Below are 26,261 nucleotides of genomic sequence, written 5' to 3'. Positions count from 1 at the left end.
CTGGCGCAGCAGCAGCCACCGCCGCGGCGCGCGGGGGTCGACGTGGTCACCGCCCGGGCTGAGTATCCAGCCGCCTCTATGGCCGAGCGGTATGCCTCGATGTCTTCACCTTCTGGCGCGTGCAGCCGCACGCGGCGAGTACCTACATCGATTTCCACGCGCGCGTCCTCCTCCGACCCCACGCCGACAAGGCGCGCGCGATCCGGTTTGCGCACCCACCGCAGGTCATCCCAGGGACTTCGAATTCAATCACAGGAGCCTCCTATGAAACGGTATGAAGGCAGTTTCAACCTTCCCACCATAGGAGAGTTAAGCGTTGGGACCGGGGTAGCCAAAATACGAAGGACCTGCGGTGCTGCACGGGAAAGTCACTTCATCATCGGACACATCACCATGCCATCCATTCCGCCCATGGAGCCCATGGACGCGATGGCGACCTGTCCCTGCTCGTTTTTCTTCATGCGGTCGAACATGGCCTCGTGAGCCTTCAGGAACTCCTGCTTGGACAGCAGGCCATCTCCGTTTGTGTCCATCGCGCGCATGTGGTCGGCCATGCCCATGGCCGCACCCGGGCGTCCTTGCATGCCTCCTTGCATGCCTCCTTGCATCCCGCCGCCCGGCATCCCGCTACGCATTGCGGGCATGTCGCCTGAAGCGGATCGGCCGGGGCCAGTATCAGCCATGGCGCCGCAACCGGCGAGCGTGGCAGCAAGAGCAGCCGTGATAAGTACTCTCATGTTGAACTCCTTGTTTCGAGGCAATGCCTCAGCGGTTTCCCAGTTCCTGGACCAGCGCCTTCATTTCGGCGATCTCCTTTCGTTGGGATTCGATGATTTGGTCGGCCAGAACGCGCACCCGCGGGTCGCTGATGGTGGCCCGCTCACTGGTGAGAATGGCGATCGAGTGGTGGGGGATCATGGCCTTCATCCAGTCGACTTCGCCAACGGTCGCTTGGGTCCGGGCCAGGGTCACCCCAACTAGGAACAGCAGTGCTGCTGCGCCGAGGACGGCATAGTTGGCGCGCGTGTTCGGGTACATGCGCCACATGAAGAGCATCATGACGGCGGTCATGATGCCTCCCATGAGAAGCGCCATGAACACCCTGTTCAGCTGAAGTACACGTGATCCAGCTGATAGGTGCTCACGTACATGGCACCGAAGCCCAGCAGAGTCGATGTGGCGACCATGGTCACGAACCGACCATAGCTGGCCTTGTGCATGGAATGGGCGCCCGCGGTGCTGGCGTGGTGGGCGGAAGCCGGCGCGGCACGCCGCTCATGACGCCGCCGTTCGTGCTGATAAGTGGCTTCAGTGCTCATGGTGGCCTTTTTGCGAAGGGGCTTCAAGCCGTGGCGGCCATCTTGCGGCACTCGTCCGCACACCGCTTGCACGCCTGCGCACACTGCTGGCAGTGCTCCATCTGATGCCTGGCGCATTCCTGGCCGCACATTTCACAGATCTCCGCGCAAGCCCGGCAGACCATTTCCGAGGACTCGCTGGCGCGCGACATTACGGCTGCGGCGAGCTCGCAGATCTGCGCGCAGTCGATATCGAGCGCGATGCAGCGCGCCATCATCTTAACGTCCTGCTCCTGCAGGCACGCCGCGGCGCAGTGGTTACAGGCTTCGGCACATTCATAACAGGCCTTGATACAGCTCTTGAATTGCTGGTGTGGCATGTGAAGACTCCTTGTGGTTCATCGATGGTTGCCGCCTGGATCCCTGGGCGGCTCAGGGTGTGGCCCTACGCATGCGCGAGGACCAGCCGGGGAAACGATCATGGAGGCTGGGCGGCCGAGGACATATGCCAGCGCACCTGGCCGGCAAACGGCGCCGAAAGATCAGGCCTTTGGTGGCTTGTGGGGAACGGAAGCAGCCCAGCTCGGTCGCTGCCCGGGAGTTGAAGCCGCACCAATCGCCTGGGCGCTCAGGCTGATGGGCAAAGCGCTGGACGCCGCAGCCATGGGTTGGACGCACGTCTTCGCGCACTTGCACGCTGAGTGCGTCTGCGCCTTGTCCGGATTCGTGGCCTGATCGCCGCCTCGATGGCTCACGCTCTCAACACGCGGGGCAGCCGTGGCGGTGCCATGCTGTCGATCAAACTCCTGGGCCACGCGATGGGACGATATCCCATGTGCGACCGCATCTTGCTGGTGATGGCGGCATACGGAGACAGCGGCAGCAGCGCCTGCCTGCACCGGAACGGCGACAGCGAGCAATATCGTCAGCAAGAGCCGCAAGATGGACACAGACACAATTTACGGCTGCGCGATGCGGCGCGCCGTAGGACTGCGTTGACGCTGTGCACCGGCTCGTAAAAAACAAGGGAGGAGCCAGGCGGCTCCTCTTCGCGCGGTGATGAGGCGAACCAGCCGCTCAGTTTGCGGTTTCGATCTGGGTGATTGTCAGCTTGCCGCCCTGGTCAGCAGCGCGGAAGCGCACTTTGTCGCCGGGCTTCACCTGCTCGAGCATGGCCGCGTCAGCCACCGCGAATGCCATGGTCATGGGGGGCATATCCAGGCTCTTGATCTCGCCGTGTCTGAGCGTGATCTTGCCGGCTGCCTTGTCGACCTTGCGCACCTCGCCCTCTGGAAAATCCGTGGCCTGGGCCGCAGCTGCTGCGGTGCTCGGGTGATGGGCGCTGTGGTCGTCCGCCGCCTGCGGCACCGCTTGCTGTGCCCACACGCTGTTCGCACCGAGAACCAAGGCTGCGGTGATGAGATATCGCTTCATGATCTGCTCCTTTGTAGCGTTGATAAACCTTGCTCGAGCCGTCCTTGGCCAGTAGCAGGACGTCTTACTGGTGTTCCCGCCCTGAGGTTGCGGCTAGCGGTGCCCGAGGATTGAGTGGTGGCAGCAGATCGTCTGCTTCGAATGTGGCAGTCCGGCTCATCATGGCTTAGTCCTGGCCTACTCGTTGATCATTGATCAGACGAGGAAACGCAGCCAAGCTGCGCGAGCGAATGAAGCGCAATCTCCGCTTCCTCATCAGGCGTGAGCACGCTCACCTGCACCTCGCTGCCGAGCGCGCTGATGGTCTGCGCGTTGGCTGCGTTCGCCACGGCATCGATCTCGACGCCGAGATGTCGCAGGCGCGAACAAACTTCGGTGCGAATGGCGGGGGCATTGGCGCCTATGCCGCCGGTGAACACGATACGGTCGATGCCGTCCAGAGCGGCTGCCAAGCCGCCGATGTGCCTGCGCACGTGGTAGCAGAAGTACGCCACGGCCTGCGCGGCCTCGGACGACTGGTCACGGATTTCCAGCAGGTGCTTCATGTCACCGGAAGTGCCGGCGAGAGCTTTCAGCCCGGACTCCGCATACAGCAGGTGTTCCAGGCGTGCTGCATCGAGGGATTGATTCTGCTGGAGGAACAGAAGGGCGCCCGGATCGAGGTCGCCGCAGCGGGTGGTCATGGGAATCCCGCTGAGCGGGGTGACGCCCATGCTGCATTCGATGCTGCGACCAGACGAGATCGCGCACAGCGAGGAGCCGCCTCCCAGATGAGCAGCGACTACGCGCTCAGCGCCGACAGGCGCTCCGGCAGCATCGAGCTGCCGCAGAACCGAGGCATACGAAAGTCCATGGAAGCCATAGCGTCGCAGACCGAGCGCGCGCAGGCTGGACGGCAGCGCGAGGAGGCGCGCCTCTGGCGGCATGGTGCGGTGAAAGCTGGTGTCGAAGCAGGCGAAGTGCCGTGTCTCGCCAAAGCGTTCGCGGGCGGCCTGGATCGCTGACAGGTTGAGTTGCTGGTGAAGTGGGGCGAGGCGACCCCAATGCGCCAGCCGATCCATGAGGTCATCGTCCACCTCCGCGACGTCGGCAGCAATGTCGCCGCCGTGCACCACCCGATGGCCAACTGCGGCGAGCCGAAGCTGCGGCCTCGCCGCAGACAGCGCCTTCATCAATTGTTCCAGCGCCCCTTCGAAGTCGGCCGGCCCGAGGCTGCGGGAGGCAGCTGCCGAACGTTCGGAGATGCGTAGTCGTGCGTTGTTGCCGGCCAGTCCCGAGACGGTCGCGCTCCAGGTCCGCTGCATCTGCATGTCGAACAAGGCGAGCTTGACGCTGGTGGAGCCCGCGTTGAGGGCAAGCAGGTTCATCATTCTTCTCTTTCGCGGTCATCTTCCCCTGCATCCGCTGAGTCCGCTTGACATAACTCAAGTGGCCCACACGTGCTGGGCACTACCCTGCAAGTATCGGGACGTGAAAGGCAAAGAGAATGGAAACCGTTGAGCTTTCGGTGGATGGCATGACCTGCGGCTCGTGCGTGCAGGCTGCCAGGCGAGCGTTGTCGCGCATTCCGGGCGTGGAGTCCGTGGACGTGCGGCTCCAGGAGGGCGCCGCCACCGTGCGTGGTGAAGGCGTCGCGACCCAGGCACAGGCGCTCGTCGGGGCGCTTGCCGACGCCGGCTATGCGGCACGTGTTGCTCCCGCCACTGGTGCAACCCCGCCGCGGGCCACTGCAGGAGGGTGCGGCAGCGGGCGCTCCAGCAGTGGCTGCTGCTGCGGCCGTTGAAGCGCAAGGGCATGGAGGCCGTTGCCGCGGCAGGAGTGGCTCGTGGGGGCGCGCTGCGGCATTTCCTTGTGCTGCTGCTTGCGGCCGCCGCTGTGTCCATGTCCTACGGGGTGACATTGCCCCTGCTGCCGGCCTTGCTCGGTCGGCTCCAGGTGGTGGCCACGGCAGCGCATACCGGCTGGTTGACCGGGGCGTACACGCTGGCGCTTTTCGCTTGTTCGCCGCTCTGGGGCGCGTTGTCGGATCGGGCCGACCGCCGGTGGGTGGTGGCCGCGGGGCTGGCCGGCGCCGCCTTGTCTCTCGCGGCTTTCGACGCGGCCTCTTCCTTGCAGGCCCTGTACGCGTCCCGCATCCTCGCGGGAGCGGTTTCGGCGGCGGTTCTTCCCACTGTTCTTGCATACGTCGTCGAGACCACGGCCCCTGCAGGCCGGCAGCGGCGTTTCGCCTGGATTTCTTCCGCGACCGCTCTCGGTTTCCTCCTCGGTCCAGTGGCAGCCTCCCTGGCGAGCGACGTCCCGCTCCTGACGGGCGTCAGCTGGGTCGCAATCCTCTGCGCTGTCGCAGGCGCCCTCGCGTTTGGCCTGCCGCCCCCTGTCAGCGGCATGGCGCATCCGCACGCAGCCTCGAGTCCCTCGCCGCAGGCCGATGGGTGGATCTGGAGATCCTTGCTCCTGACGGGGCTGGTCGTGTTCGGCATCACCGTGGCCGAAGTTGGCCTCACCCTGCTGCTGCGAAATGTGGCCATCTACTTCGCCATCTGCAGCGCAGTCATGGTCCTTGTCCAGCTGGCGGCCTATCCCGTGCTGGAGCGCAAGGTCGGGGAGCATCGGCTCGTGACCGGTGCGCTGGCGGCCATGGCAACCGGTCTGTCGTTGCTCGCGTGGCCCGCATCCTGGACGCCCGCTGTTGCCTTCGTCCTCGCAGCCGCGGCCATTGGCATCCTCATTCCGGCCCTGGCCGTTCGTATTTCCATGGCTGCAGGGGCCAACCAGGGGTGGGCGATGGGCCGACAAGCGGCCGCGGCGAATCTTGGGCAGGCGATCGGCGCCGGTGTCACCGGCACGTTGTTCGCCGCGGGTGCCGGCGTGCCGTTCCTCCTGGCTGCGGCGCTGCTTGCTGCGGGAGTTCTGATTGCAGTCCATCAGGGGCAAAGACGGGCAGGGCCTCTCGCCTGATTTCGCTGCGGCATCGGGGCTCCCGCCGGTCCATCATGCAGCGTGCCTGCCATGCGCACCGGAGCCGGCTCCAAGCTCCTCCAGGATCGGGCAGTCCGGCCGATGATCCCCACGGCAACAGTGGATCAGGTGCTGCAGCGTCTGCCGCATCTCACCCAGTTCCGCCATCCGCTCTTCAAGCTTGGCGACGTGTTGCGAGGCGAAGCGCCGTGCAGTCCCTGTTGTTCACCCGTGAATCGGTAGCTTGCACGCTGCCCTGCGGGACAGACCGACCACCTCGAAGGCGGCTGGTACCCTCGGGTCATACCTTGTTCGACTTGTTCGTGGCCGGATCTCCTCAGTCGGACGAGCCTACTCGGAAGCCGAAGCGATTTACGGATGACCTTGCGTCCGCTTAACCTGCGGCAGCCCAAGCCTTCTGCGGCATGATCGTCCGTGACGGAGGGGCCTAGAGGTACGGCTTAGTGGGAATTTTCCAGGTTTTCACATCAACGCCTCTGAACCACGACCCGTCCACACCGGCCTCCAGCATTCGACGTTGACGCTCGTACTTCTCGCGCCACCACGAAGGTGAGCCCAAGACCGTTCGGCGCGGTCGGCGCCGCCTCAGGTAACGCATCTTCATAAGTGTCAACGCCGATTTAAGTCTGACCCACTTTGAAGGAATTCGCCGGAGCAAATCTGACCCACCCTGGCACGTTTACTTCAGCCTCTCGGATGCTTAGGGCGAGCCCGGCGTATCCGAGAGGAGCCCCCCTCACCGAGCCTCTGCCGGCGCTGTCCTCCCAGTCCGTAGCGGCCAGCCTCCTGGTCACGCAGGGGTACCGGCGCACCGTGTTTCGCGAGCAGCCCAGCTGCCTTGCGATCTCTCCCCTCGCCCCGACGGGCCATCACCTGTCTCCACTGCTTGCTCCTGGGTCAACTTCGACGGCCAAAAGGCCGCCATCGGTCGCCCAGGTGGGTCACTTTTACTGCGGCGCAGTGGTCATTCTTACGTCGGAGCTAACACATAAGGCCTCATTATGCTACGAGGCCCCTGGCATCCGGCCCTCCCTACCCAGAACCTGCGTAGTGATGGTGAACTCGTCCTCCTTCTGCGGCAGCGGATCTTCGCACCGACAAGGGCGGCGAATCACCAGACGCGTGGTTGACGCACTCCTGCGCTTCGAGGCTTCGCTGCCGGCGTGCTTGCGGCTGCGGAGGGCACTTCGCGCGCGAGCCGGCGCCACCGGCCAATTGTGTTCTTCGGAAGCGTTGTGGCGGTGGAGCGCGACGGCGGCGAAGCAGTGGTTCGACTGCGAAAATGAGTGGCTTTCGATCCGCCCGAGGTAGCTAATTGAGAGCTTCACCGTTCGCTCAGCCGCTGACGAAAACGCGTAGGTCATTGCGCGCTTGTCTGCGAGGGGGTAGGGCGGCGAAGTACTTCTAGCCCGAACAGTACGTTGACGATGTGCTGCACCGGGGGTGTACGCCCGCGAAGTGACTCGGGTACGAAGGCAATTGTTTCGGCGTTCCTCCTCCGCACTGCGAAGCCATGCGACGACGAAGTGCCTCGCTGGTGGAGGCGTCCTGGCACGCGAAGGCTTCGCTGGCGCCCTGCATCGTCGGTGTAGGACCAGTGTCTATGGTGATTTCGGTCGCGCAACCCGTGCGAGCTTGCGCAACATCGAAGACGCAGGGAATAGCGAAGCCGATCTTCAGATCGTCGTTAATGCCACGATGACGATGATTTTCGACACCGGTCACTCCGCGCTCGGGGAATTTGAGTCCGCGCCATCGGACAGCGATGCGTCGCTGGCGGAACGGGGCGCCAGCGGGGTGTGTTCCGATCCCGGAGGGTGCACCGAATGCAGCCAGCGTCACGTGTGTCAATTGCGCGGAGCTCCTGCGGCTCCGGCTCGCTCTCTGCGCGCCGCTCCACACCGCCGTTGCGAACAACCTGTGCCCGACCAGCATTGAAGCGATTTATACCGACGAGCTTTAATTTTAGCTCTGCACTACAATCAGTGCATCAAGGTCAGCAAGGTTTTCTACGACGCCTTCATCGCCGAGTTCGGGGACAGCTACGTCACCGCCGAGGTGTACGAGGAGAAAGGTGCAGCCTGTGGACCGGGAGACCTTGAACGTTCCCCCAAACAGCTCCAGTTGGTTCGGCAGCCCGAGAGGGGCAGGGTCAAGGAGCCGGAAGTCTCTACTTCTGAACGGTCCTGAATCGGGGGCAGGGTCAGGGTGAATTGGACTCCAGACCGTCACGTGGCTGATCTCAGGGGGCAGCGCACAACCTGACCGAATTGCTTTGCACTTACAAGGTGCTCTCGCGGGAAGGGCAGACCGATCACCATCGGCCATCTCACGCGACCGGTCCGGAGGAGATGCTGAACATCAGCAACGTACGCCACGGACGCGGGCTATGCAGGGTCCGGTCAGTGGCGCCTTGATCGTCCGCTCAGTCGGCAGTGCAGGTCGCGAGCGATGCGTCTTGCCGCGTCAGCGAGCGACGCTGCGCACGAGTTTCCAACTCCCAGTCCAGCTCGCAGCCGGTGCACTGCTGGCTGTCCGGATGCACGGTCAGGCGCGTCAGCCGGATCTGCTCTCCGCAGGTACCAGTGATGAAAGAGCGTCATCACCGCGCGCGTGGGTTTCGTCGCGGTCCGGCGGATCTTCGTGGGGAGCATTGCGGACGCAGCATCCTCCGGGCCATCGAGGCGAGCGTGGGGGGCTATGTACCGGCTCCACGGCGCGCCGCCGGCAAGCCAGCCGGAAGCGAACGCCATCAGGATGAGGATGAACAGCATTTTGGGACGAGAGCCGATGTGAAGACAGCTTAGCCGGTGGAAGCGCGTTGATTCAGCAGCGCCCTCGGTTCGTGGCAGTTTATTTGGCGAGTGGCTGGCCTCCGTAGCTCCTGGCTTCCCGGATGATGTGGCGCGCCACGAACTGCGGTGTGTCTTCGAACATGTGGATGAAGCCGTGCAGCTCGCGCAGAATGTCGTTGGGCAGGTGCCGTGAGGTCTTTGTCTCACCGTAAACGTAGATCGGCACGTTCGCTGTTCTTACGCCGCACCTCCTTGATAAAACCGCGCAGGCTCGTCACCGCGGGGCCGAGTTCCGGATCCTGTGTGAACTCCTCATCGTCGATTGACAGGATGAACGCGCTCGCGCGACTTTGCTGCTGTGCGAACTGAGCCAAGTCGCCGTAGCTGGTCGTGCCGAGCACCTCCACCCCCTCGGCCTCAATGGCCTGTGCTAACGCGCGAATACCCAGTCCCGAGCGGTTCTCGGATCGGTAGTCTTCGTCGATGATGACAACCGGAAAGCGGAACTTCATTGGTCTGGCGAGCGCTCGGTGCGCTGCACTTCTACTGCGGGCGGCCCCCCACAATGGTGACGCTCACGGTCTTCATTTCTTCACCATCTCGCTCGCGAGATACCTCCAAATGAACTCCTGAGCTATGTGGTGCCTGCACCAGAGCTTTGACTACGAGCGGCGTGGCCGCGGAATCGAGAAGGGTCATCGATCCGTCGAGTTGAACCAGGGCATAACCGCTTTCCACACAGTGCCCCATGAGTGCGCAGGCTACGCTGTGTTCCCGGCCGCGTTGCACCAGATCGCCTTTCGGGTACTTCCTGACGCAGGCAACGTCCAGTACGAAGCCGGTCGTTATCTCTGGACTTTGATCAGGGTCTGTCATGCTTCAGCTGGACCCCATTACGGCGCCGCAGTGGCTTCATCATGGGGTTCACGAGGCGCTGGGGTGAACCGGAGAACAATCCGTATCGTTTGGCGTTTGACTTAACGATCGCTTCGCACAGCCGGCACTGAGTCAACCCAACCTCCCCCTAGCTAGACCCGCGGATTACCGTTCTGTTATCCGTTGCGCGCTAGCATCGCTTAGCCGGTTCGCGTGGCGGATCAATGGAGGAGCACAAAGTGAAGATTCTGGTCATCGAGGACGAGCCAAAAGCAGCCGAATACCTGCGGCAGGGGCTGGCAGAAAGCGGGTATCTCGTTGAGGTTGCTGCCAATGGCGTAGATGGGTTGCACGCGGCGGCCAGTGGTGACCATGATTTGGTTGTCCTAGACGTGATGCTCCCGGGCATAGATGGGTTCGCCGTTTTGTCAGCGCTGCGCACTGGCAAACAGGTCCCCGTCCTCATGCTGACCGCCAGAGACCGGATCGACGACAAGGTCCGCGGCTTCGAACTAGGGGCGGACGACTACCTCGTGAAGCCCTTTCAGTTTCCTGAGCTTCTCGCACGTGTTCGGGCACTGCTCAAACGCAATCAAGCGGTTCCCGGCGATCCCGTTGTTCGTGTGGGCGAGCTCGAAATCGACCCCGTCCGGCACCGCGCCACCCGAGGAGGGCAGCGGATAGACCTTTCAGCAAAGGAGTTTGCGCTGCTTTCGCTTCTCGCTCAGAAGACGGGCCAGGTGCTTTCGAGAACACAGATCGCATCGCTTGTGTGGGATATTCACTTTGACTCGGACACTAACGTCGTCGAGGTCGCGGTTCGCAGGCTGAGGGCAAAAATTGATGATCCTTTCCCAGAAAAGTTGATCCACACAGTTCGCGGCGTTGGCTATGTGTTGGAGCGACGCGTTTGAGGTGGGCGGAGCTGCCCCGTGCTTCGCTCGCCACCCGTATCGCGGTGGCGAGCGCCCTGTTTGGGCTACTCATCACGGGTGTCGGAATGGTTGTGGGGTACTGGGCTCTCGGAAGGCAGCTCGATGCACGGTCTGCTGTTGAACTTGCAGGAAAGCGAGACTTGGTTGTCCACCTGCTGTCTGAGACTGGTTCCGCAGCGGATCTTCCAGTCAGCAAGCATCGCTTCAACGACGTCCTGATCGGGCACGACGACCTCCACCTTGCGCTGGTAGACGATGCGACAGGAGCGCTCCTTGCAACATTTTCGCCTGCAGCTTCAGAGTCGATTTCGGTGCTCGACGCCGCGACCACGAACGACGGGTATCACGCTTGGCGCAGTGGTTCCGGGCAGGCGCTCGAGTCACTGCGCGGAACCTTCCAACTTGTCGATGGTAGTCGCGTCCGATACTACATCTCACTCGATCGGCGGCACGATACACGGCTTCTCGCCGGCTTTCTTCGAGCGAGCCTGCTGGGCGCGCCTTTGCTGCTCGCGGTTGTCGCGCTTGGCGCCTGGATCATCGCCAGGACGGCGCTAGCACCACTGCGGCGGTTCCAACGCATGGCCGCATCGATAGGAGCTAGGTCGCTTAACCGACGTGTTTCTGAATCAGGGCTTCCGGGAGAGCTGAGTGAGCTGGCTCGAGAATTTAATGGAATGCTGGAGCGCATCGACGGCGGCTACCGTCGGCTCCAGGAGTTTTCTGCGGACCTCGCACATGAATTGCGCACGCCCATCGCTACCCTTCTGGGACGAAACCAAGTGGCATTGTCGCGGGAGCGATCACCGGCGCAGCTCAGGGAAGTTTTGGAGGGGGATATCGAAGAACTAGAGCGGCTGTCTAGGCTGATTTCGGACATGCTGCTCATTGCGCAAGCGGAGCAGGGGGAGGGCGTGCTGCAATGCCAGGATGTGGACTTGCATCATGAAGCTATCCATATTGCAGAATATCTTTCCGTGGTCGCAGAAGAAAAGGGCGTGAAGGTAGATGTACACGGGCACGGCGCCGTTCACGCGGACTTAATGCTCGTGCAGCGCGCGATCACCAACTTGCTCTCGAACGCGGTGCGGCACGCCGACCCCGGAACTACTGTTCATGTTGTAGTGGAAGGGGGCCCGCGCAGCAGCAATTTGAGAGTTTCCAACGTCGGTGGCCACATAGCGATTGATCACCTGGAGCGCATTTTCGATCGCTTTTACCGCATCGATTCGTCGCGCGCACGACTGACCGGGGGCACCGGACTTGGCCTCGCAATCGTGCGTTCCATCATGGAGGCGCACGGCGGCAATGTACGCGCGCGCAGCGACTCCAGCACGCGTACAACAACGTTTGAGCTGACGTTTCCCGCAAGAGGTGACACGCGCGCACAGCAGGTTGGTGGAACTGCTACAGGCGAAGTCTGATGACCGCTGCCGCAGGAACTGTCCACAGCAGCGGGTGAGCGGTGGTGAGGAGCCGCTACTCCTGGGCAGGCCCGGGTTCATCGGCTCTTTTCAGCTGGCTTCGCTTTTTCACACGCTCAGTGCGTTTGCCTCAGCCTCTTTCCTTGCGTATTGGTAACGCTCATGTCAGTCCGCGGACGCCGCCGCGAGCCTACATTGGCCTCCGTGTTGCAGCGAATGCATCACGCCCGTGCAGGAGTCTGCACGGGCCCATTGCCAACATCAGAGGAGTTAAACATGTCCATCCGCAAATCTGCCGTCGTGATCGCTTTCGCCGCGCTGGCATCGCCCATTGCATTCGCCAACAGTGGCGCCACCTGGGTTGGTGGTGAAGTCGGGTTTGAAACGCACCCGCTCCAAAGCAACCGAACGCGTGCACAAGTGCAAGCCGAACTGAAGGAATTTCGTGCCAATCCGATAACGGTCGATGGCGGCCGTGTGGTGGGTGGAGACGCAGGCTATGTGCCACACCAGCACGAGTACGTTCGTCGAGACGGGCGGCGCGTCCATAACGATGCCTTCAATGCCACTGCACCGAGCACGATGGGTGCTTCGCCCGCGCTGAGTGAGTCCGAGCGGCGAGCGATGCGCGAGCAGTACATCAACTAAGCGTCAGACAGGACTGCCGCAGCTACAACCAGATTACAAAATCGTAATCTGGTTGTAGTCCTTCTGAACGCACCGTCCACGTAAACTGCCCAGCAGTAAATTCATCAGTAGCCCCGACAGCTACTCGGTCCACCTCGCATAAACAAATCAGCCATGGTGCGCCTTCGCCTCTTGCTAGCTTGCTTACTGATTGCTGCCATCCCCTCGCTGGGGCTGGCCGGGCCAGCGGAAGCTGCAGTTTCAGTCATTTCAGGCGGTGGCGCGCCGGGCTCCTTCGAAATCGACGGGCATAAACACGCTCATCACGACCATGGCGCCGCTGCTACGGGCGGCGAGGAGCCGCAGTCGATCGGGCTGACTGCTCATCTGACCGGTGCTGCCCACGAGTGTGGCGCGTGTGTCGCCTGCGGTCACGCTGTGGGGCTTAGCTTGACGGAAGCTCTGACTTTGGCGGGAGCACAGTTGACTCTGCCCGCAGCCGAGCCAGTCGTCCGCATCAACGGGGTTCCCGTGCAAGTTCCGGACAAGCCCCCTCGCGACTGAACTGCTGCCACCGCAGCGCGCTGGTTCCCGCCTCGGCCACGAGTCGAGTGCTCCGGCGGGCATATCTGTGTTCGATTCTTTGCGAGACCTTATGACTGTTCCATTCCTCATGCGCAGCCAAGTCGCAGCGTTAGCCGCTGCGGCGAGCTTGGCTGCACTTGCACAACCCGCACCTTCACAACCCGCACCTTCTCCTCACCACGCGACCAGCGAATCTGCGGCCGCGGGCACCAGCTCCTCGGGCGCGCTGACGTACCGGTCCGCTCTGGAGGGCTACCAGCCTTTCACGGACGAGAAGATCGTGAACTGGAAGGAGGCCAATGACACCGTCGGCCAGATCGGCGGCTGGCGCGCCTATGCAAAGGAGGCGCAGCAAGCAGATGGTCAACAAAGCCAGGGCGCTGCGCCGCGCCAGGACGGACCTCAGTCACCTGCACAGCCGGAAGGCAGCCGGGGCGCTTCCGGCGCTGCGAACCCGCACGCCGGCCACGGCAAGCAATAAAAGACGAGAAGACGAACTGACGATGAAAACAAGAATCTTCCGACTCACAGCCGTAGCTGCGGCAGCTTTTGTCCTGGCGGGCTGCGCATCCCTGAACATTGAACAGGCTGTCCAGGAGACGAACCAAGCAGTTCCGACCTTTACGCAAGGCAAGCTCGAGCTCAGTCGCACCGGCGAACAGCGCCAGTCGCGCCAACGCCTGAGCGAGCAGCTGCTGGCAACACCTTTAGGTATGGACGAAGCGGTTCAGCTTGCCTTGGCAAACAGTCCAGCGATGCAAGCATTGATTGCTCAAAGCTGGGCAGATTTAGCCGCGGCGAACCAGTTCGGCCGGATTGCTAACCCGATCTTTACCTTCGAACGCGTGCGCCTTGGGAGCGAGCTGGAGATCGGGCGGATGCTGTCGTTTGGCCTGTTGGACCTGATTACCCTTCCTCAGCGCCAGGTGATTTCCCGTAGCCAGACGGCCCAGGCCAAGACGCAGCTCAGTGCCGCTGTTGTCGAGCAGGTAAGCCAAGTTCGGCAGGGATGGGTTCGGGCGGTTGCCACTCGGCAGCAGCTGGCGTACGCTGAGCAGGTCAGCAAGTCAGCGGAGGCAGGAGCCGAGTTGGCCCGGCGCCTGCAGCAAGTGGGGAACTTCACCCGGCTGCAGCGGGCGAGGCAACAGGCGTTCTATGCGGATGCGATTGCTCAGCTGGCTGCAGCCAGTCATGCGGCTACAGCAGCGCGCGAGGAACTCGTGCGTCTGCTCGGGCTAGACGCCGCCCAAGCCGAGCGGCTCAAGCTTCCTGAGCGCCTGCCGGACCTACCCAAGCAGCCGCAAGCTACGGCAGATGTCACTGCTGCGGCCACGCAGCAGCGCCTGGACGTGCAGCTGGCCCGCCAACAACTGGAGGTGGCCGGGAGGGCGCAAGGATTGAATCTGGTCAACAGCCTTTTCGATACGGAGGCTGGAGTACGTCGCGACACCGTCTTCGACGGCGATGAGCGTGCCAATGCGAATGGCTTTGAGTTAGAGATCCGCCTTCCGCTTTTTGACTTGGGCGGTGCACAGCGCGCTGCGATGAACGCGCAGTCCTTGGCGGCTGCCAACCGCTACGAATCTGTGGTGCGCTCTGCTTCGTCGCAGCTGCGAGAGTCCTACTCGGCCTATCGCACTGCCTACGACCTGGCCCGCCACTATCGCGACGAGATCGTGCCGCTGCGCAAGACGATCTCTGACGAAAACGTACTTCGCTACAACGGCATGCTCATCGGCGTGTTTGAGCTGCTGGCAGATACGCGCGAGCAGGTGGCCAGCGTCATGCAGGCGATTAATGCGCAGCAGCAGTTCTGGTTGGCGGACGCTGCACTTGCATCCTCTCTCATCGGCAAACCCATCGCAGTGGGAGGCACAGCTGTCTCGGCCGGCGCACCCGCCGGAGGCGCGGAAGCCGGCCATTGAGCCACTCTGAACGTACACGAGCAAGGACAGAACAGATCATGACAAGCAGACGTAATTTCCTGAGCGGCGCCGGCGCCATTACGGGTGCTGTAGCCGCCGCTTCGGTCAGCAAGGTGGCCATGGCCGCACTACCCGAGCCGGTCATCCAGACCCGGGCGGACACCATGCCGCCGCTGACACCGAACACCGGCCGCACGTATAACCCTGTCGTGACTCTCAACGGCTGGACGCTTCCTTGGCGCATGAACAATGGCGTGAAGGAGTTTCACCTGGTGGCGGAGCCGGTGGTGCGCGAGATGGCTCCGGGTTTCAAGGCGCACCTGTGGGGCTACAACGGGCAGTCGCCTGGGCCCACCATTGAGGTGGTCGAGGGCGATCGGGTGCGCATCTTCGTGACAAACAAGCTGCCCGAGCACACCAGCGTTCACTGGCACGGCCAGCGTCTGCCCAACGGAATGGACGGGGTGGCGGGCTTGAACCAGCCAGCAATCCCTTCAGGCAAGACGTTCGTATATGAGTTTATGGCCCGGCGGCCTGGAACTTTCATGTACCACCCCCACGCCGACGAGATGGTGCAGATGGCAATGGGGATGATGGGCTTCTGGATCACACACCCGAAGGACCGTCATCCGCTAATCGATCCTGTCGATCGGGACTTCGTCTTTCTGCTGAACGCGTATGACATTGACCCCGGGGCGTACACGCCCAAGATCATGACGATGCTGGACTTCAATTTGTGGACGTTCAATAGCCGCATTTTTCCCGGCATCGATTCGATGAACGTGCGAAAGAACGATAACGTCCGCATCCGCTTCGGAAATCTGACGATGACGAACCATCCCATACACCTGCATGGGCATGAGTTCCTGGTAACGGGCACTGATGGTGGGCCCACGCCGAAGAGCACGCGCTGGCACGAGGTGACCACTGATGTGGCGGTGGGCCAGATGCGGCAGATTGAGTTCCTTGCCGATGAGGAAGGTGACTGGGCCTTCCATTGCCACAAGAGTCACCACACTATGAATGCCATGGGCCACGATGTACCAACCATGATCGGTGTGGATCACCGGAAGGTCGCCAAGCAGATCACGAACGTGGTACCCGACTACATGGTGATGGGCGAGAGAGGCATGGCCGACATGACCGAGATGGAGATGCCGCTGCCGGACAACACCGTCCCGATGATGACGGGCGAGGGTCCGTTCGGCTCCGTCGAGATGGGCGGAATGTTCACTGTCGTGAAAGTTCGCGCCAACCAGAAGCCGGGCGACTACGGCAATCCTGGCTGGTTCAAGCACCCGCAGGGCACCGTAGCTTACGAGTTCACCGGACAGCTGCCGGCCGCTCCCCGCGCAGCTGATGCCGGGGCTGGCTCCATGCGTGCTCAGGCCAAGCCGGCGCAGGATGTGGAAGTCAAGGTGCGCAAACCTTCGGCGGGACACGCCGGGCATTAACGCTATTTCACCCGCTCAACAACCCACGAAAGGATCTGGAGATGAACAAGCTCAACGCCGCCATAGCGGCTGCACTGATCGGCGCGTCCCTTGGCGCCTATGCGCATGAAGGTGAGACCCACGGCAAGAAGGACGCGGCTGCTGCCGTGAAGAAGGAGCAGAAGGCCTGGGGCATTGCCGGGGACGCCAAGGCAGCGAACCGCACCATTGAGATTGCCATGACCGATAACATGCGCTTCAGCCCGGAACGCATTGAAGTCAAACAGGGCGAGACGATCAAGTTTGTCGTCAAGAACGCCGGGAAGGTGATGCACGAGATGGTGATCGGGACTAAGAAAGAGCTGGACGAGCACGCTGCCATGATGGCCAAGCACCCTGGGATGGAGCACGACGAGCCCTACATGACTCACGTGGCGCCCGGAAAGACAGGCGAGCTGGTCTGGACCTTCAATCGTCCCGGTGACTTCGACTTCGCGTGTTTGATCGCTGGTCACTACCAGGCTGGGATGGTGGGCAAGATCAACGTTATGGGCCAGGCCGCAAAGAGCAGCAGCCATGGTACGGGCCACAAGCACTAATGCGTCTGGCGGGTCCAGGGGGTTGGCCCTGAGCGGCTGGGTTTTCGCTCCTAGTTGCAGCACCCGCGGCGGTGCTTGCAGGCGCCGGTGGCGGGGTCGAAGTTTGGAAAGATCCAAGCTGCGGCTGCTGCACGGCGTGGGTCAAGCACCTGGAAGCGAACGGCTTCCAGACCACGATTCACGAAGTGGGCAACAACACCGCTCGCGCGCGCTTGGGAGTGGCCCAGAAGTTCGGCTCGTGCCACGCGACCTTGGTCGGCGGCTATGCCGTTGAAGGCCATGTGCCAGCTCGCGAAATCGCCCGTCTGCTGAAGGAGCGGCCGCAAAGACTCGGCCTGGCGGTGCCGGGAATGCCCGTCGGATCTCCGGGCATGGATAGCGCTCTGTATAAAGGGCGCAAGGATCCTTACAGCGTGATGCTGCTGTCCACGGACGGCAACGCCACGGTTTACCACTCATACGGAGGAAACAGGTCATGAAAGCAGTCAAGTACGTTCTGGTCACCGGCGCAATTGCGGTCACGGGTGCGCTGTCCCTGGGCGCGCACGCCCAGTCGCAGCCGCACTCCGGTGCGCACCACGGCTCGTCGCCGTCGCCGGCGGCATCGGCAGCTCCAGCGGCGGCGGAAATGACCGAGGGCGAGGTGCGCAAAGTAGACAAGGAGAACAAGAAGATCACGCTGAAGCATGGCGCCATAAAGAACCTTGACATGCCGCCCATGACTATGGTGTTCAACGTCGTTGATGCGTCCCTGCTGGACAAGGTCCAGGCTGGTGACAAGGTGCGCTTCACAGCATCGAACGAGGCTGGCAAGTTCACGCTCGTGGATCTGCAGCCGGTGAAGTAGTGCGCGGTCGGGTGTGACACACCCCCTCTTTGATCTGCCGAACGCCTCCGAGCACACGCTGAACCTCCTGATGGCATGGATAGCCGGAGGAGGGGCGCTTGGGCTCGGCGTTTTATACATGATCTTGCGCGACAAGCGCCGGGGAGTGGGCAAGCTCAGGTCGAAGCGCTGGAGCGCGCGGAAAGGACGAAGGCGGCCCGTAAAAAGGGACTAGCCGTTGCAGCTACGCCCGCTGCGGAACCGTGCCGGTGCAGGCACGCCGCCTCGTGGGGTTCGACCAATTCACCGCCGCCGGGCGACTGGTTGGTGCGTTCATCAGTCGTTGAATCTATACCTGCAACAAGTTCACAGCTGGGGGCTGTACCCCGCTGTGGACAACTTGTTCTGGATACGCGTGCCGAAAAAAACGATCGGCACGCCGCCTGCCCGCTGGACATCGATGGCTTCGCGCGGCGCGCGCGCAGGATAGCCCAGTTCAGGTCGGCGATCTGTGCACACCCCGCCGTTTAGCGCCTTTTGGATCAGTGCACCTGCCGACTCAGCATCACTTTCTGTGCCCGTGCGGCGTTCCGGTTTCTCCCATGGGCGTGTGCTGGGGGCTCTCCTGCCCAGCGCCGAGAGCAGGGTTAGCTGTGCTTGGTTGGGCACCCATCACGGTGCTCCCACGGGACGTGCGATCGTATGCGGCCTCACCAGTTCGTGCGGAGGAGGCGGGCTGAGCTGCTTGAGGGTGGCCATGTGGTGTGCCCGTTTCGCCCATGGGCGTGTGGTGGGGGCTCTCCTGCCCAACTCCGAGGGCGGGGCTGGCGCTGCCTCTTTGGGCGCCCATCACGGTGCTTTGCCCGCCCGATGCGGGGGAGGCGGACTGCGCAGCTTGAGGGTGACCATGCGGGGTTCCCGTTTCTCCTTGCGGTGTGTGCTGCGTGCTCTCTTGTCCAGCGCCCAGTGCTGGGTTTGCAGCGGGCCGTGCCGGTACACCTTGTGCACTGACAGTTCCCACCACAGCAAGCGCCGAGGCCACGGCGAGAAGGCGTTTCGTCAAAAGCGTTGATTTCATGTTTGGCTTCCTTGTGGTCAGGTAATCCGGCGCAGGTCTGCTGCGATCCGGAAGCGTCAAGGCTATGGAATCTTCAGAGCGTTCGGCGTCAGCACCAAACAGCGGGCTGGGTCGGCAAGCGACTGCGCGCAGAGTAGGCCGCTGCCACTGCAAATATCACGTGCGTGGCGTCATTGCCATTGCAGCCAAATTACGGAATTGACAGCGAACGAAGCAGTTTTCCACGGCAGTCTCGGCGTCGGGCTGTCTGTAGGGACACCCGCATTGGGCGTTGTCTTAGCCGTGCAGAGTAGGCGCCACGCCTATTACCATGCCACCTGCGTCATTGGCATTGCATCAAGATTACAAAATTGACAGCAAACGAGCTCGGAGTTTTTCTCGGCAGTCTCAGTGTCGTTCTGTATATTGGGACACGCGCTGCGGACGTTCTCCCCGCGTCGGGCCCGGACCTGCTGTGAGCCTGGGTCGCGCCGCTCGGGCAGTCGAACTGCTCGTGCGGAGGCAGCGTGACGAATTCTGAGCCGGTCTGAGATCCTCGGGAATGGGTTCACGCTCTGGCCGGTTGGCTCGGGTCGCGACCCTGGTGCCTGCGCGTAGCGAGAACCGAATCGGTGGTGTCCTACGTCCCACTCTATGTCAGCACCATAAATTAGGCTCGTTCCTCTCCTGCCCCACGTCGGTGGCACTGCAGCACTTCACTCTTGCAAGTCAGCTCACGTTGGCGGAGAACTCACCACGCGATCTTTGAGGGGCCGCGTGAAAAGAAGAAGACCACTTCGATGTGTCGTCACTCGGCCGGGACCGGTGCGATTGCGCCGGGGGAGGAGAACTCCGTTGCCGTAAGGCGTCTGAAACCTGTTTATCCATTGGAGCAATTTCATGCCACACCAGAACTTCACCAGCTGCATCGCTGCTTGCTATGACTGCGCGGAAGCTTGCAACCACTGCGCGGCCGCCTGTCTGCAAGAGCAGGATGTCAAGATGATGGCGCGCTGCATTGCGCTTGACATCGACTGTGCGCAGATTTGTGAACTCGCCGCCGCCGTGATGAGTCGTGCAAGCGAAAGCTCGAAGACCGTCTGCAATGCTTGTGCTGAAATTTGTCAGCTCTGCGGTGATGAGTGCGCCAAGCACAGCATGGATCACTGTCAAGCGTGTGCACAAGCATGCCGCCGGTGCGCCGAAGAGTGCCGGAAGATGGCCGCCACGGCCTAGCAGCAACCCCGCAGGCGGTCGGCTGCAGCTGCGCCGTTTATTGGCGCGCACCGCCTGCGGCTTCTCGGCTGGCCCCAGCAAAGGGATCGATCATGGACCAACAAGACAACAAACCCATCGTCATCCTGACCGGCGCGACCGGGTTCATTGGCGGCGCCTTGGTGCAGAAACTTGCGCCCGCTTTCACTGTCGTGGCGTTCGACCGTCCAGGGCCGCCAGACCCTCCAGCTCCGGCTCATGCGGTCGACTTTGACCTAGCTTCCGACGAAGCCGTGCAATCTGCGGTCGCTCAGGTTTCGCAGCGCTTCGGGCGCCGCATCGCAGCGGTCGTACACCTTGCCGCGTACTACGACATCTCCGGAGAGCCCAACCCGTTGTATGACAAGGTCAACGTGGAGGGGACCCGCAGACTGCTTGAGCAGCTGCAGGCGCTAGAGGTTGAGCAGTTTATCTATGCCAGCACGATGCTCGTACATAAGGCGAGCGACCGTCCCGAGGTTCCGATCAACGAGTCTTCAGCGATTGAGCCAGCTTGGGCATATCCAGAGTCGAAGGCAAGGGCCGAAGAGGTGGCTCGGGAGCGGCACGGCCAGGTGCCGCTGGTGCTGCTGCGCATCGCGGGCGTCTATGACGATGTCGGGCACTCGCCATTCATCGCAGAGCAGATTGCACGCATCTACGAGCACCGGCTCATCTCTCACTTTTATCCTGGCATGCTGTGCGCTGGGCAGTCATTTCTTCATGTCGACGACCTCGCTGCAGCCGTCGTCCGCCTGATCGAGCGCCGCAGGTCCTTGCCGGCCGAGACCGCGTTGCTGGTTGGTGAGCCCGAGGCCCTCGGCTATGCAGAGATACAGGACATCGTTGGCGAGGCCCTCCACGGCGAGGGTTGGCGCACGCTGCGGATCCCGCAGCCGCTCGCCCGGGCCGGTAGCTGGCTGCAGAACGAGGTCGTTGGCAGCGACAGTGCGATCAAGCCCTGGATGGTCGACGAAGCCAACGACCACTACGTGCTCGATATTTCGAGAGCACGGCAGCTGCTCGGCTGGGAGCCGGAGCGCTCTCTCAGGGAGACGCTGCCGAAGATGGTTGCAGCGCTCAGGGCAGACCCGTCGGGCTGGTACAAGGCAAACAAGCTGAACCCGTCGTTGGTCGCATGGTATGGGCAGCGCCGCAAGCCTGATTCGACGGAGAGCGATGGCCACGGGACAGGGCGTGGACACGGACATGAGCAGAGTGAAGCAGAGCCCACGGGTTGCGAAGGGCATGAGCATCACCGGCCCGGTGCCGACACTGGGAGTGGCCAGCATTCCGGGCACGATCACATGCAGATGATGAGCGACGATGCTGCCCGTACCCGTTGGGCGCACTTTGCCAACATCGGACTGGGCTTATGGCTGGCTGCCAGTCCCTTCGTCTACGACACAGCGAACGTCAGCGCCTCTGCGCAGATACTTGCGATCACCGCCGAGCGGCAGCTGCCCGACCCTGAATGGCGTGCCCAAGCGCTCGCGGTGAGCGACGTTCTCAGTGGCCTTTTGATCGCTGTCTTCGGCGCGCTTTCTCTGTCCAGGCGACATGCCTGGTTTGCGCAGTGGGCCGTCGCTTTCATTGGTATCTGGCTGCTGTTCGCGCCCCTGTTTTTCTGGAGCCCGAGTGCCGCGCAATACCAGAACGACCTGCTCGTCGGCTCGCTGGTGATCGCCTTCTCCGTTCTGGTGCCGATGATGCCTGGCATGAGCATGGAAGGCATGATGGACCCGAAGGCGGTTCCCCCAGGTTGGAGCTACTGTCCCTCGACCGGCGCGCAGCGGCTTCCCATTGCCGTGATGGGGCTCATCGGGCTGCTCATCTCGCGCATGCTTACTGCTTATCAGCTGGGCCACATCGACCAGGCGTGGGAGCCGTTTTTCGCAGGCAGCCTGCAGGACCCGCGCAATGGCACCGAAGAGATCATCACGTCCGAAGTCTCGCGTGCCTGGCCCATCCCGGATGCAGGCCTGGGAGCGGTGAGCTACATGTTGGAGATCTTGATGGCCGTCATGGGAACGCGTAATCGCTGGCGCACCATGCCCTGGATGGTCACCTTCTTCGGCATCTTGGTGATCCCGCTGGGTGTGATCAGCGTGTACTTCATCATCATCCAGCCCATTGTGATTGGCACCTGGAGCACGCCAGCCCTGATCGCCGGGCTCGCCATGCTCGTCATGATCCCGTTCGCGATCGACGAGGTCATTGCGATGGGGCAGTACCTGTACTGGGCGCGCTGCCGCGGAAAGCCTTTGCTCAGGATCTTCTTCAAAGGAGGCGCCGTGGAGGGCGGGCGGGAGGACAACGAGGATTGGCTGGGTCAGCCCGGTGCCGCCTGGCGCGACTTGGTGCGCGGGGTCACGCTTCCGTGGACACTGGCGGTTGTGGTCGTGCTTGGCGCCGTGCTGATGTTCACTCGGGTGCTGTTCGGCAACGAAGGTGCGATGGCCAACAGCGACCATGTCGTGGGAGCGCTCGTCATCACAGTGTCCATCATCGCAACAGCTGAGGTTGCTCGGGCGCTTCGGTTTGTGAACGTCTTGCTGGGCGGCTGGCTGCTCTTGTCACCCTGGCTGATGGACGGTGCTTCCGGCAGCGGAACGCTGGCCAGTGTCGTGTTGGGTCTTGCCGTCATCGGTCTTAGTCTTCCACGAGGGCGACGCAGCCAGGAGCACTATGCCAGCTGGGACCGGTTCGTGATCTGACGGGGAGTAGAGCCGTGTCCTCGCCCGGATATCTCCCCTTGCAAGGGCAAACAGCCTTGGTGACCGGAGCGAGCTCGGGCATTGGTGCGGCCGTGGCGCTCGCCCTAGGCGCAGCTGGAGCTTCGGTCGGCGTCAACTTTCGCTCGCATCCAAACGAGGCACGAGCCGTCGTCAACAGGATCCGTGAGCAGGGCGGACGGGCAGTAGCGCTGCGCGCCGACGTCTCGCTGGAGGCAGAGGTACAGGTCATGTTCGCTGCCATGGAGGACACCTTCGGCCGTCTCGACGTTCTAGTCGCTAACTCAGGAATTCAGCAGGATGCATCTTTCGCCGACATGTCGCTGGCCCAGTGGCAACGGGTCCTCGATGTCAACTTGACCGGACAGTTTTTGTGCGCGCGCGAGGCCGTGCGTCGCTTTCTCGCGCAGCCTCCCTCGCAGCTGTCTCGCGCCCGGGGCAAGATCATCTGCATGTCTTCTGTGCACGAGCTCATTCCCTGGGCCGGGCACGTCAACTATGCGGCGTCGAAGGGCGGAGTGATGTTGATGATGCGCAGCTTGGCCCAGGAGGTCGCGTGCCACAGCATCCGCGTGAACGGCATCGCCCCCGGTGCCATCCGAACGCCTATCAACCGTAGTGCGTGGAGTACCGAGGAGGCACACGAGCGGCTTGTACGACTGATCCCCTACGGCCGAGTTGGAGAGCCGGAAGATGTCGGGAAGGCGGCCGTGTGGCTCGCCTCCGACGACTCGGACTACGTGGTGGGGACCACGCTGTTCGTGGACGGCGGTATGACGCTTTACCCCGCATTCAAGGACAACGGCTGACCATGAGCCTAAACATCGAAGACTATGCGCTCATTGGGGATTGCGAGAGCGCCGCCCTCGTCGGAAAGAACGGATCCATCGACTGGCTGTGCTGGCCACGTTTCGATTCGGCAGCGTGTTTCGCAGCGCTGCTCGGTGGTCCAGAGCACGGTTGTTGGCTGCTGGCCCCGGCCGATCCGCGGGCCCGCTCTCGTCGACGCTACGAGGACGGCTCGGTCGTGCTTCAGACCCATTGGGAGACGGCACATGGCAGGGTGCTCGTCACGGACTTCATGCCGGTTCGCGACTCGTCGCCGCACCTCATCCGAACCGTGCGCGGTTTGGCTGGGGATGTTCCGATGACGATGGACCTGGCGTTTCGCTTCGACTATGGGAGCGTCGTGCCCTGGGTTACGCGTCTGGACCACGGGGATGGCATCCGCGCAGTTGCCGGACCTGACATGGTCGTGCTGCGCTCACCAGTCGCGCTACGTGGGGAAGACTCCCGCACGCGCGCGGAGTTTACGGTGCATGCGGGAGACCAGTTCTCTTTTGCGCTGTCATACGTCCCCTCGCACCAGGAGGAGCCCCGCGCAGCTGACGCCGCCCAGGCGCTTTCCGATACCCGGCAGTTCTGGCGCGACTGGTCGGCACGATGCACCCACACGGGAGACTGGCACGAGGCTGTACTACGCTCACACATCACCCTGAAGGCGCTGACCTATGCGCCAACCGGCGGCATTGTTGCGGCCGCGACAACCTCGCTGCCCGAGCGGCACGGCGGGACCCGCAATTGGGACTACCGCTATTGCTGGCTGCGAGATGCAACGTTCACGCTGCTATCTTTGATGGATTCTGGCTACAGGGAGGAAGCGTTTGCCTGGCGGCAGTGGCTGCTGCGTGCGGTTGCGGGAAACCCTGCGAAGGCGCAGATCATGTATGGCCTTGCCGGCGAGCGGCGCTTGACCGAGTGGGAAGTGCCGTGGCTGCCAGGGTACCAAGGTGCGCGGCCGGTGCGTGTCGGAAACGCAGCCCATAGCCAGCTACAGGTGGACGTGTTCGGCGAAGTGCTGGATGCCCTCTACCAGGCCAGATGCGCACATCTTGGCGGCGATCCGCAGGTTGGCTGGGATTTGGAGCAAGCTCTGGTGCGACACCTCACGACCGTTTGGGACCAGCCGGACGAGGGGATCTGGGAGATCCGCGGCGAAAGGCGTCACTTCACCTTCTCCAAAGTGATGGCTTGGGTGGCTCTCGATCGCGCGGTACGCAGCGCACAGCAATTCGGGCTTCCCGGACCCGTGAGTGAGTGGACTTCCTTGCGCGATCGTATCCACAGGGACGTTTGTGAAAAGGCGTTCGACGTCCGCCTGGGCAGCTTTACCCAGTCCTATGGCTCGTCGCATCTGGATGCGAGCCTGCTGCTGTTGCCCGCAGTGGGCTTCCTGCCGGCATCGGACCCCCGCATACAGGGAACGGTCTCAGCCATTGAACACCGGCTGCTGCGAGACGGCCTCGTGCTGCGCTACGATTCCGCCGAGGCGAGCGATGGACTACCGCCGGGCGAAGGCGCCTTTCTGGCGTGCAGCTTCTGGTTGGTCGACAACCTCGTTCTGCAGGGTAGACAAGCACAAGCGCGCGAGCTGTTCGAACATCTGCTATCGCTGCGCAATGACGTTGGGCTTCTGGCCGAGGAGTACGACCCGATAGCCAAGCGCCAGCTGGGCAACTTTCCGCAAGCGTTCAGCCATCTGGCACTCGCAGACAGCGCTCGCAACCTGGGGCAGGCACCTGGGCCCGCCGAGCGTCGGCAGAAGGGCGCGGGTTTGGAGCGCAGCAGATGATGAGGGGCTGCAGGGCAGCTGGCCAGGCCGGTCAGGCGTGTACCCGACCAGGCCGATCCCCTCCGCCGTCCGGTCCACCGATGCGCGCGCCAGCGTGCTGCAGCGCTCTTAGCTGCGGTGCAGTGAAGCCAGCCAGGCGCGCCACATCATCCCAGCTCCGCAGTGGACGAACCTGCACGAGCTGCTGGATCATGTCGGAATCAAGCCCCAGTGCGCTCGACAGTACCTGTTCGCTCGCGGTATTCAGATCCACGCCCGCGGCGCGTGATTGAGGTGCTTCGTTGGTCATACGGCGGCATTATGGGCGAGCTACCCCCTAGCCAAACTACCGCCTGAATGCCATGCTGCTTGAGGGCGAAAGCCTGGTTCCTGATACCCGTTCTCGCACCCGAAAACACGCGATTCCGGCCCTCTTTCCTCTGAGCCAGGTCGGCGCCGAGCAACTGGGTCCGCGGCGGAACTTCGGCCGTCAACTATCGGCGAGTTACCCCTAGCGGGCACGCCCTGTTCCGCGGCACTCTGCAACACGTAGAAGTGGGTGCAGAGATGTCGGATAGACCAAGATTGCTGAGCGGGCTCTACGCCCGGCGAAAAGAACTGCTGGAGGAAATCAGCCAGGCGGAGGCGCTGCTGCGGCGGCACTACCAGACGCTGCGCAGCCTCGACCACCTGATACGGGTGGAAGACCCGGATGCAGACCTCCCCGCGGTCCGGAACCGGAAACTCTCGGAGCGGCCGAAGATGGAAACGACGCTGGCGCGGGGCGAGGTGTCGCGCCTATGCCTGGACGCCCTCCGCCAGTCCCCGGGCTCCGTGCGCAGTTCCCGCGACGTAATGGAATACATCG

27 protein-coding genes and 1 pseudogene are annotated in these 26,261 nt (G+C 62.7%); 17 read left to right on the top strand and 11 right to left on the bottom strand.

Annotated features, from left to right (window positions below; translation table 11 throughout):
* Positions 1 to 142: 142 nt before the first annotated feature.
* From WG922_RS09460 to WG922_RS09440, 5 genes are all read right to left on the bottom strand, one after another.
* Positions 143 to 229 (bottom strand): heavy metal-associated domain-containing protein, encoded by an 87-nt coding sequence (locus tag WG922_RS09460; RefSeq protein ID WP_340282628.1) that lies wholly within the window; start codon positions 227 to 229, stop codon positions 143 to 145.
* A gap of 139 nt (positions 230 to 368) precedes the next feature.
* Positions 369 to 584: an EF-hand domain-containing protein gene (locus WG922_RS09455; RefSeq protein ID WP_340282292.1), complete on the bottom strand. Its 216-nt coding sequence runs from the start codon at positions 582 to 584 to the stop codon at positions 369 to 371.
* A gap of 181 nt (positions 585 to 765) precedes the next feature.
* A complete protein-coding gene (locus WG922_RS09450) occupies positions 766 to 1,071 on the bottom strand; it encodes a DUF305 domain-containing protein (protein ID WP_340282291.1) in 306 nt (101 codons plus the stop codon).
* A gap of 35 nt (positions 1,072 to 1,106) precedes the next feature.
* A complete protein-coding gene (locus WG922_RS09445) occupies positions 1,107 to 1,319 on the bottom strand; it encodes a hypothetical protein (protein WP_340282290.1) in 213 nt (70 codons plus the stop codon).
* Positions 1,320 to 1,342: 23 nt separating this feature from the next.
* On the bottom strand, positions 1,343 to 1,678 hold the full coding sequence (locus WG922_RS09440) for a four-helix bundle copper-binding protein (protein WP_340282288.1): 336 nt from the start codon (positions 1,676 to 1,678) through the stop codon (positions 1,343 to 1,345).
* A 408-nt stretch (positions 1,679 to 2,086) separates the two neighbouring features.
* On the opposite strand from WG922_RS09440, the gene WG922_RS09435 reads away from it, so the two are divergent.
* Positions 2,087 to 2,317 carry a hypothetical protein gene (locus WG922_RS09435; RefSeq protein WP_340282287.1) on the top strand — a complete coding sequence of 77 codons (231 nt, stop codon included), beginning with the start codon at positions 2,087 to 2,089 and terminating at the stop codon, positions 2,315 to 2,317.
* Positions 2,318 to 2,375: 58 nt separating this feature from the next.
* On the opposite strand, the gene WG922_RS09430 is transcribed toward WG922_RS09435, so the two are convergent.
* Together WG922_RS09430 and WG922_RS09425 are read right to left on the bottom strand one after the other, a co-directional pair.
* The gene (locus WG922_RS09430) at positions 2,376 to 2,732 is read right to left on the bottom strand and encodes a copper-binding protein (RefSeq protein ID WP_340282286.1); all 357 of its coding nucleotides are present in this window, start codon (positions 2,730 to 2,732) and stop codon (positions 2,376 to 2,378) included.
* A 188-nt stretch (positions 2,733 to 2,920) separates the two neighbouring features.
* The gene (locus WG922_RS09425) at positions 2,921 to 4,099 is read right to left on the bottom strand and encodes an acetate/propionate family kinase (RefSeq protein WP_340282285.1); all 1,179 of its coding nucleotides are present in this window, start codon (positions 4,097 to 4,099) and stop codon (positions 2,921 to 2,923) included.
* Positions 4,100 to 4,218: 119 nt separating this feature from the next.
* Between WG922_RS09425 and WG922_RS09420 the strand changes: the two genes are divergently transcribed.
* Together WG922_RS09420 and WG922_RS09415 are read left to right on the top strand one after the other, a co-directional pair.
* On the top strand, positions 4,219 to 4,515 hold the full coding sequence (locus WG922_RS09420; protein WP_340282284.1) for a heavy-metal-associated domain-containing protein: 297 nt from the start codon (positions 4,219 to 4,221) through the stop codon (positions 4,513 to 4,515).
* An 11-nt stretch (positions 4,516 to 4,526) separates the two neighbouring features.
* The gene (locus WG922_RS09415) at positions 4,527 to 5,690 is read left to right on the top strand and encodes an MFS transporter (protein WP_340282283.1); all 1,164 of its coding nucleotides are present in this window, start codon (positions 4,527 to 4,529) and stop codon (positions 5,688 to 5,690) included.
* Positions 5,691 to 8,576: 2,886 nt separating this feature from the next.
* On the opposite strand, the pseudogene WG922_RS09410 reads toward WG922_RS09415, so the two are convergent.
* Positions 8,577 to 9,018, bottom strand: a pseudogene (locus tag WG922_RS09410) (Orn/Lys/Arg decarboxylase N-terminal domain-containing protein); the annotation flags it as partial.
* Positions 9,019 to 9,049: 31 nt separating this feature from the next.
* Positions 9,050 to 9,382 carry a hypothetical protein gene (locus WG922_RS09405; RefSeq protein ID WP_340282282.1) on the bottom strand — a complete coding sequence of 111 codons (333 nt, stop codon included), beginning with the start codon at positions 9,380 to 9,382 and terminating at the stop codon, positions 9,050 to 9,052.
* A gap of 239 nt (positions 9,383 to 9,621) precedes the next feature.
* On the opposite strand from WG922_RS09405, the gene WG922_RS09400 reads away from it, so the two are divergent.
* The 3 genes from WG922_RS09400 to WG922_RS09390 all read left to right on the top strand — a co-directional run bounded on the left by WG922_RS09400 (position 9,622) and on the right by WG922_RS09390 (position 12,389).
* Complete coding sequence (locus WG922_RS09400; protein ID WP_201685626.1) at positions 9,622 to 10,296, top strand: heavy metal response regulator transcription factor; 675 nt, start codon at positions 9,622 to 9,624, stop codon at positions 10,294 to 10,296.
* The gene (locus WG922_RS09395; protein ID WP_340282281.1) at positions 10,293 to 11,741 is read left to right on the top strand and encodes a heavy metal sensor histidine kinase; all 1,449 of its coding nucleotides are present in this window, start codon (positions 10,293 to 10,295) and stop codon (positions 11,739 to 11,741) included. The genes WG922_RS09400 and WG922_RS09395 overlap by 4 nt, the downstream gene beginning before the upstream one ends.
* A gap of 276 nt (positions 11,742 to 12,017) precedes the next feature.
* A complete protein-coding gene (locus WG922_RS09390) occupies positions 12,018 to 12,389 on the top strand; it encodes a DUF4148 domain-containing protein (RefSeq protein WP_340282280.1) in 372 nt (123 codons plus the stop codon).
* A gap of 249 nt (positions 12,390 to 12,638) precedes the next feature.
* Here the strand turns inward: WG922_RS09390 and WG922_RS09385 are convergent, their stop codons facing one another.
* On the bottom strand, positions 12,639 to 12,803 hold the full coding sequence (locus WG922_RS09385) for a hypothetical protein (protein ID WP_340282279.1): 165 nt from the start codon (positions 12,801 to 12,803) through the stop codon (positions 12,639 to 12,641).
* 238 nt (positions 12,804 to 13,041) lie between these two features.
* Here WG922_RS09385 and WG922_RS09380 point away from each other — a divergent pair, with 238 nt between their 5' ends.
* From WG922_RS09380 to WG922_RS09335, 10 genes are all read left to right on the top strand, one after another.
* Positions 13,042 to 13,434, top strand: coding sequence for a hypothetical protein (locus WG922_RS09380; RefSeq protein ID WP_340282278.1), 393 nt, complete (start codon positions 13,042 to 13,044; stop codon positions 13,432 to 13,434).
* Between the two features lie 22 nt (positions 13,435 to 13,456).
* Positions 13,457 to 14,878 (top strand): TolC family protein, encoded by a 1,422-nt coding sequence (locus WG922_RS09375; RefSeq protein WP_340282277.1) that lies wholly within the window; start codon positions 13,457 to 13,459, stop codon positions 14,876 to 14,878.
* A gap of 38 nt (positions 14,879 to 14,916) precedes the next feature.
* Positions 14,917 to 16,332: a multicopper oxidase family protein gene (locus WG922_RS09370; protein WP_340282276.1), complete on the top strand. Its 1,416-nt coding sequence runs from the start codon at positions 14,917 to 14,919 to the stop codon at positions 16,330 to 16,332.
* A 41-nt stretch (positions 16,333 to 16,373) separates the two neighbouring features.
* Entirely contained in the window at positions 16,374 to 16,910 is a 537-nt protein-coding gene (locus WG922_RS09365; protein ID WP_340282275.1) for a cupredoxin domain-containing protein, read from the top strand.
* A 71-nt stretch (positions 16,911 to 16,981) separates the two neighbouring features.
* On the top strand, positions 16,982 to 17,389 hold the full coding sequence (locus tag WG922_RS09360; RefSeq protein WP_340282274.1) for a DUF411 domain-containing protein: 408 nt from the start codon (positions 16,982 to 16,984) through the stop codon (positions 17,387 to 17,389).
* Positions 17,386 to 17,757 carry a copper-binding protein gene (locus WG922_RS09355; protein WP_340282273.1) on the top strand — a complete coding sequence of 124 codons (372 nt, stop codon included), beginning with the start codon at positions 17,386 to 17,388 and terminating at the stop codon, positions 17,755 to 17,757. The genes WG922_RS09360 and WG922_RS09355 overlap by 4 nt, the downstream gene beginning before the upstream one ends.
* Positions 17,758 to 19,693: 1,936 nt before the next feature.
* The gene (locus tag WG922_RS09350; protein ID WP_340282272.1) at positions 19,694 to 20,029 is read left to right on the top strand and encodes a four-helix bundle copper-binding protein; all 336 of its coding nucleotides are present in this window, start codon (positions 19,694 to 19,696) and stop codon (positions 20,027 to 20,029) included.
* Between the two features lie 92 nt (positions 20,030 to 20,121).
* Positions 20,122 to 22,764, top strand: a complete 2,643-nt coding sequence (locus tag WG922_RS09345) for an NAD-dependent epimerase/dehydratase family protein (RefSeq protein ID WP_340282271.1) — start codon at positions 20,122 to 20,124, stop codon at positions 22,762 to 22,764.
* A gap of 14 nt (positions 22,765 to 22,778) precedes the next feature.
* Positions 22,779 to 23,591 (top strand): SDR family oxidoreductase, encoded by an 813-nt coding sequence (locus WG922_RS09340; protein ID WP_340282269.1) that lies wholly within the window; start codon positions 22,779 to 22,781, stop codon positions 23,589 to 23,591.
* A 2-nt stretch (positions 23,592 to 23,593) separates the two neighbouring features.
* Positions 23,594 to 25,414, top strand: a complete 1,821-nt coding sequence (locus WG922_RS09335) for a glycoside hydrolase family 15 protein (protein WP_340282268.1) — start codon at positions 23,594 to 23,596, stop codon at positions 25,412 to 25,414.
* Positions 25,415 to 25,445: 31 nt separating this feature from the next.
* On the opposite strand, the gene WG922_RS09330 is transcribed toward WG922_RS09335, so the two are convergent.
* Positions 25,446 to 25,703: a type II secretion system protein GspK gene (locus tag WG922_RS09330; RefSeq protein WP_340282267.1), complete on the bottom strand. Its 258-nt coding sequence runs from the start codon at positions 25,701 to 25,703 to the stop codon at positions 25,446 to 25,448.
* Positions 25,704 to 25,978: 275 nt separating this feature from the next.
* On the opposite strand from WG922_RS09330, the gene WG922_RS09325 reads away from it, so the two are divergent.
* A partial coding sequence (locus WG922_RS09325) for a hypothetical protein (protein ID WP_340282266.1) occupies positions 25,979 to 26,261 on the top strand: 283 nt, incomplete at its 3' end.

Origin of the sequence: Ramlibacter sp. AN1015 (genome assembly GCF_037726105.1) — a bacterium.
Lineage (GTDB): Bacteria > Pseudomonadota > Gammaproteobacteria > Burkholderiales > Burkholderiaceae_C > Ramlibacter.
Note: the sequence above shows the minus strand (reverse complement) of the source record. Positions and strands in the feature narration are given on the sequence as shown.

Excerpts from the sequence above, each read along its gene's own strand:
- WG922_RS09370 (WP_340282276.1), top strand. The coding sequence starts at position 14,917 with ATGACAAGCAGACGTAATTTCCTGAGCGGCGCCGGCGCCATTACGGGT.
- WG922_RS09390 (WP_340282280.1), top strand. The coding sequence starts at position 12,018 with ATGTCCATCCGCAAATCTGCCGTCGTGATCGCTTTCGCCGCGCTGGCA.
- WG922_RS09445 (WP_340282290.1), bottom strand. The coding sequence starts at position 1,319 with ATGAGCACTGAAGCCACTTATCAGCACGAACGGCGGCGTCATGAGCGG.
- WG922_RS09345 (WP_340282271.1), top strand. The coding sequence starts at position 20,122 with ATGGACCAACAAGACAACAAACCCATCGTCATCCTGACCGGCGCGACC.
- WG922_RS09380 (WP_340282278.1), top strand. The coding sequence starts at position 13,042 with ATGCGCAGCCAAGTCGCAGCGTTAGCCGCTGCGGCGAGCTTGGCTGCA.
- WG922_RS09335 (WP_340282268.1), top strand. The coding sequence starts at position 23,594 with ATGAGCCTAAACATCGAAGACTATGCGCTCATTGGGGATTGCGAGAGC.
- WG922_RS09375 (WP_340282277.1), top strand. The coding sequence starts at position 13,457 with ATGAAAACAAGAATCTTCCGACTCACAGCCGTAGCTGCGGCAGCTTTT.
- WG922_RS09420 (WP_340282284.1), top strand. The coding sequence starts at position 4,219 with ATGGAAACCGTTGAGCTTTCGGTGGATGGCATGACCTGCGGCTCGTGC.
- WG922_RS09430 (WP_340282286.1), bottom strand. The coding sequence starts at position 2,732 with ATGAAGCGATATCTCATCACCGCAGCCTTGGTTCTCGGTGCGAACAGC.
- WG922_RS09425 (WP_340282285.1), bottom strand. The coding sequence starts at position 4,099 with ATGAACCTGCTTGCCCTCAACGCGGGCTCCACCAGCGTCAAGCTCGCC.
- WG922_RS09460 (WP_340282628.1), bottom strand. The coding sequence starts at position 229 with ATGACCTGCGGTGGGTGCGCAAACCGGATCGCGCGCGCCTTGTCGGCG.
- WG922_RS09435 (WP_340282287.1), top strand. The coding sequence starts at position 2,087 with ATGCTGTCGATCAAACTCCTGGGCCACGCGATGGGACGATATCCCATG.
- WG922_RS09365 (WP_340282275.1), top strand. The coding sequence starts at position 16,374 with ATGAACAAGCTCAACGCCGCCATAGCGGCTGCACTGATCGGCGCGTCC.
- WG922_RS09350 (WP_340282272.1), top strand. The coding sequence starts at position 19,694 with ATGCCACACCAGAACTTCACCAGCTGCATCGCTGCTTGCTATGACTGC.
- WG922_RS09405 (WP_340282282.1), bottom strand. The coding sequence starts at position 9,382 with ATGACAGACCCTGATCAAAGTCCAGAGATAACGACCGGCTTCGTACTG.
- WG922_RS09455 (WP_340282292.1), bottom strand. The coding sequence starts at position 584 with ATGCAAGGACGCCCGGGTGCGGCCATGGGCATGGCCGACCACATGCGC.
- WG922_RS09355 (WP_340282273.1), top strand. The coding sequence starts at position 17,386 with ATGAAAGCAGTCAAGTACGTTCTGGTCACCGGCGCAATTGCGGTCACG.
- WG922_RS09330 (WP_340282267.1), bottom strand. The coding sequence starts at position 25,703 with ATGACCAACGAAGCACCTCAATCACGCGCCGCGGGCGTGGATCTGAAT.
- WG922_RS09440 (WP_340282288.1), bottom strand. The coding sequence starts at position 1,678 with ATGCCACACCAGCAATTCAAGAGCTGTATCAAGGCCTGTTATGAATGT.
- WG922_RS09450 (WP_340282291.1), bottom strand. The coding sequence starts at position 1,071 with ATGACCGCCGTCATGATGCTCTTCATGTGGCGCATGTACCCGAACACG.
- WG922_RS09415 (WP_340282283.1), top strand. The coding sequence starts at position 4,527 with ATGGAGGCCGTTGCCGCGGCAGGAGTGGCTCGTGGGGGCGCGCTGCGG.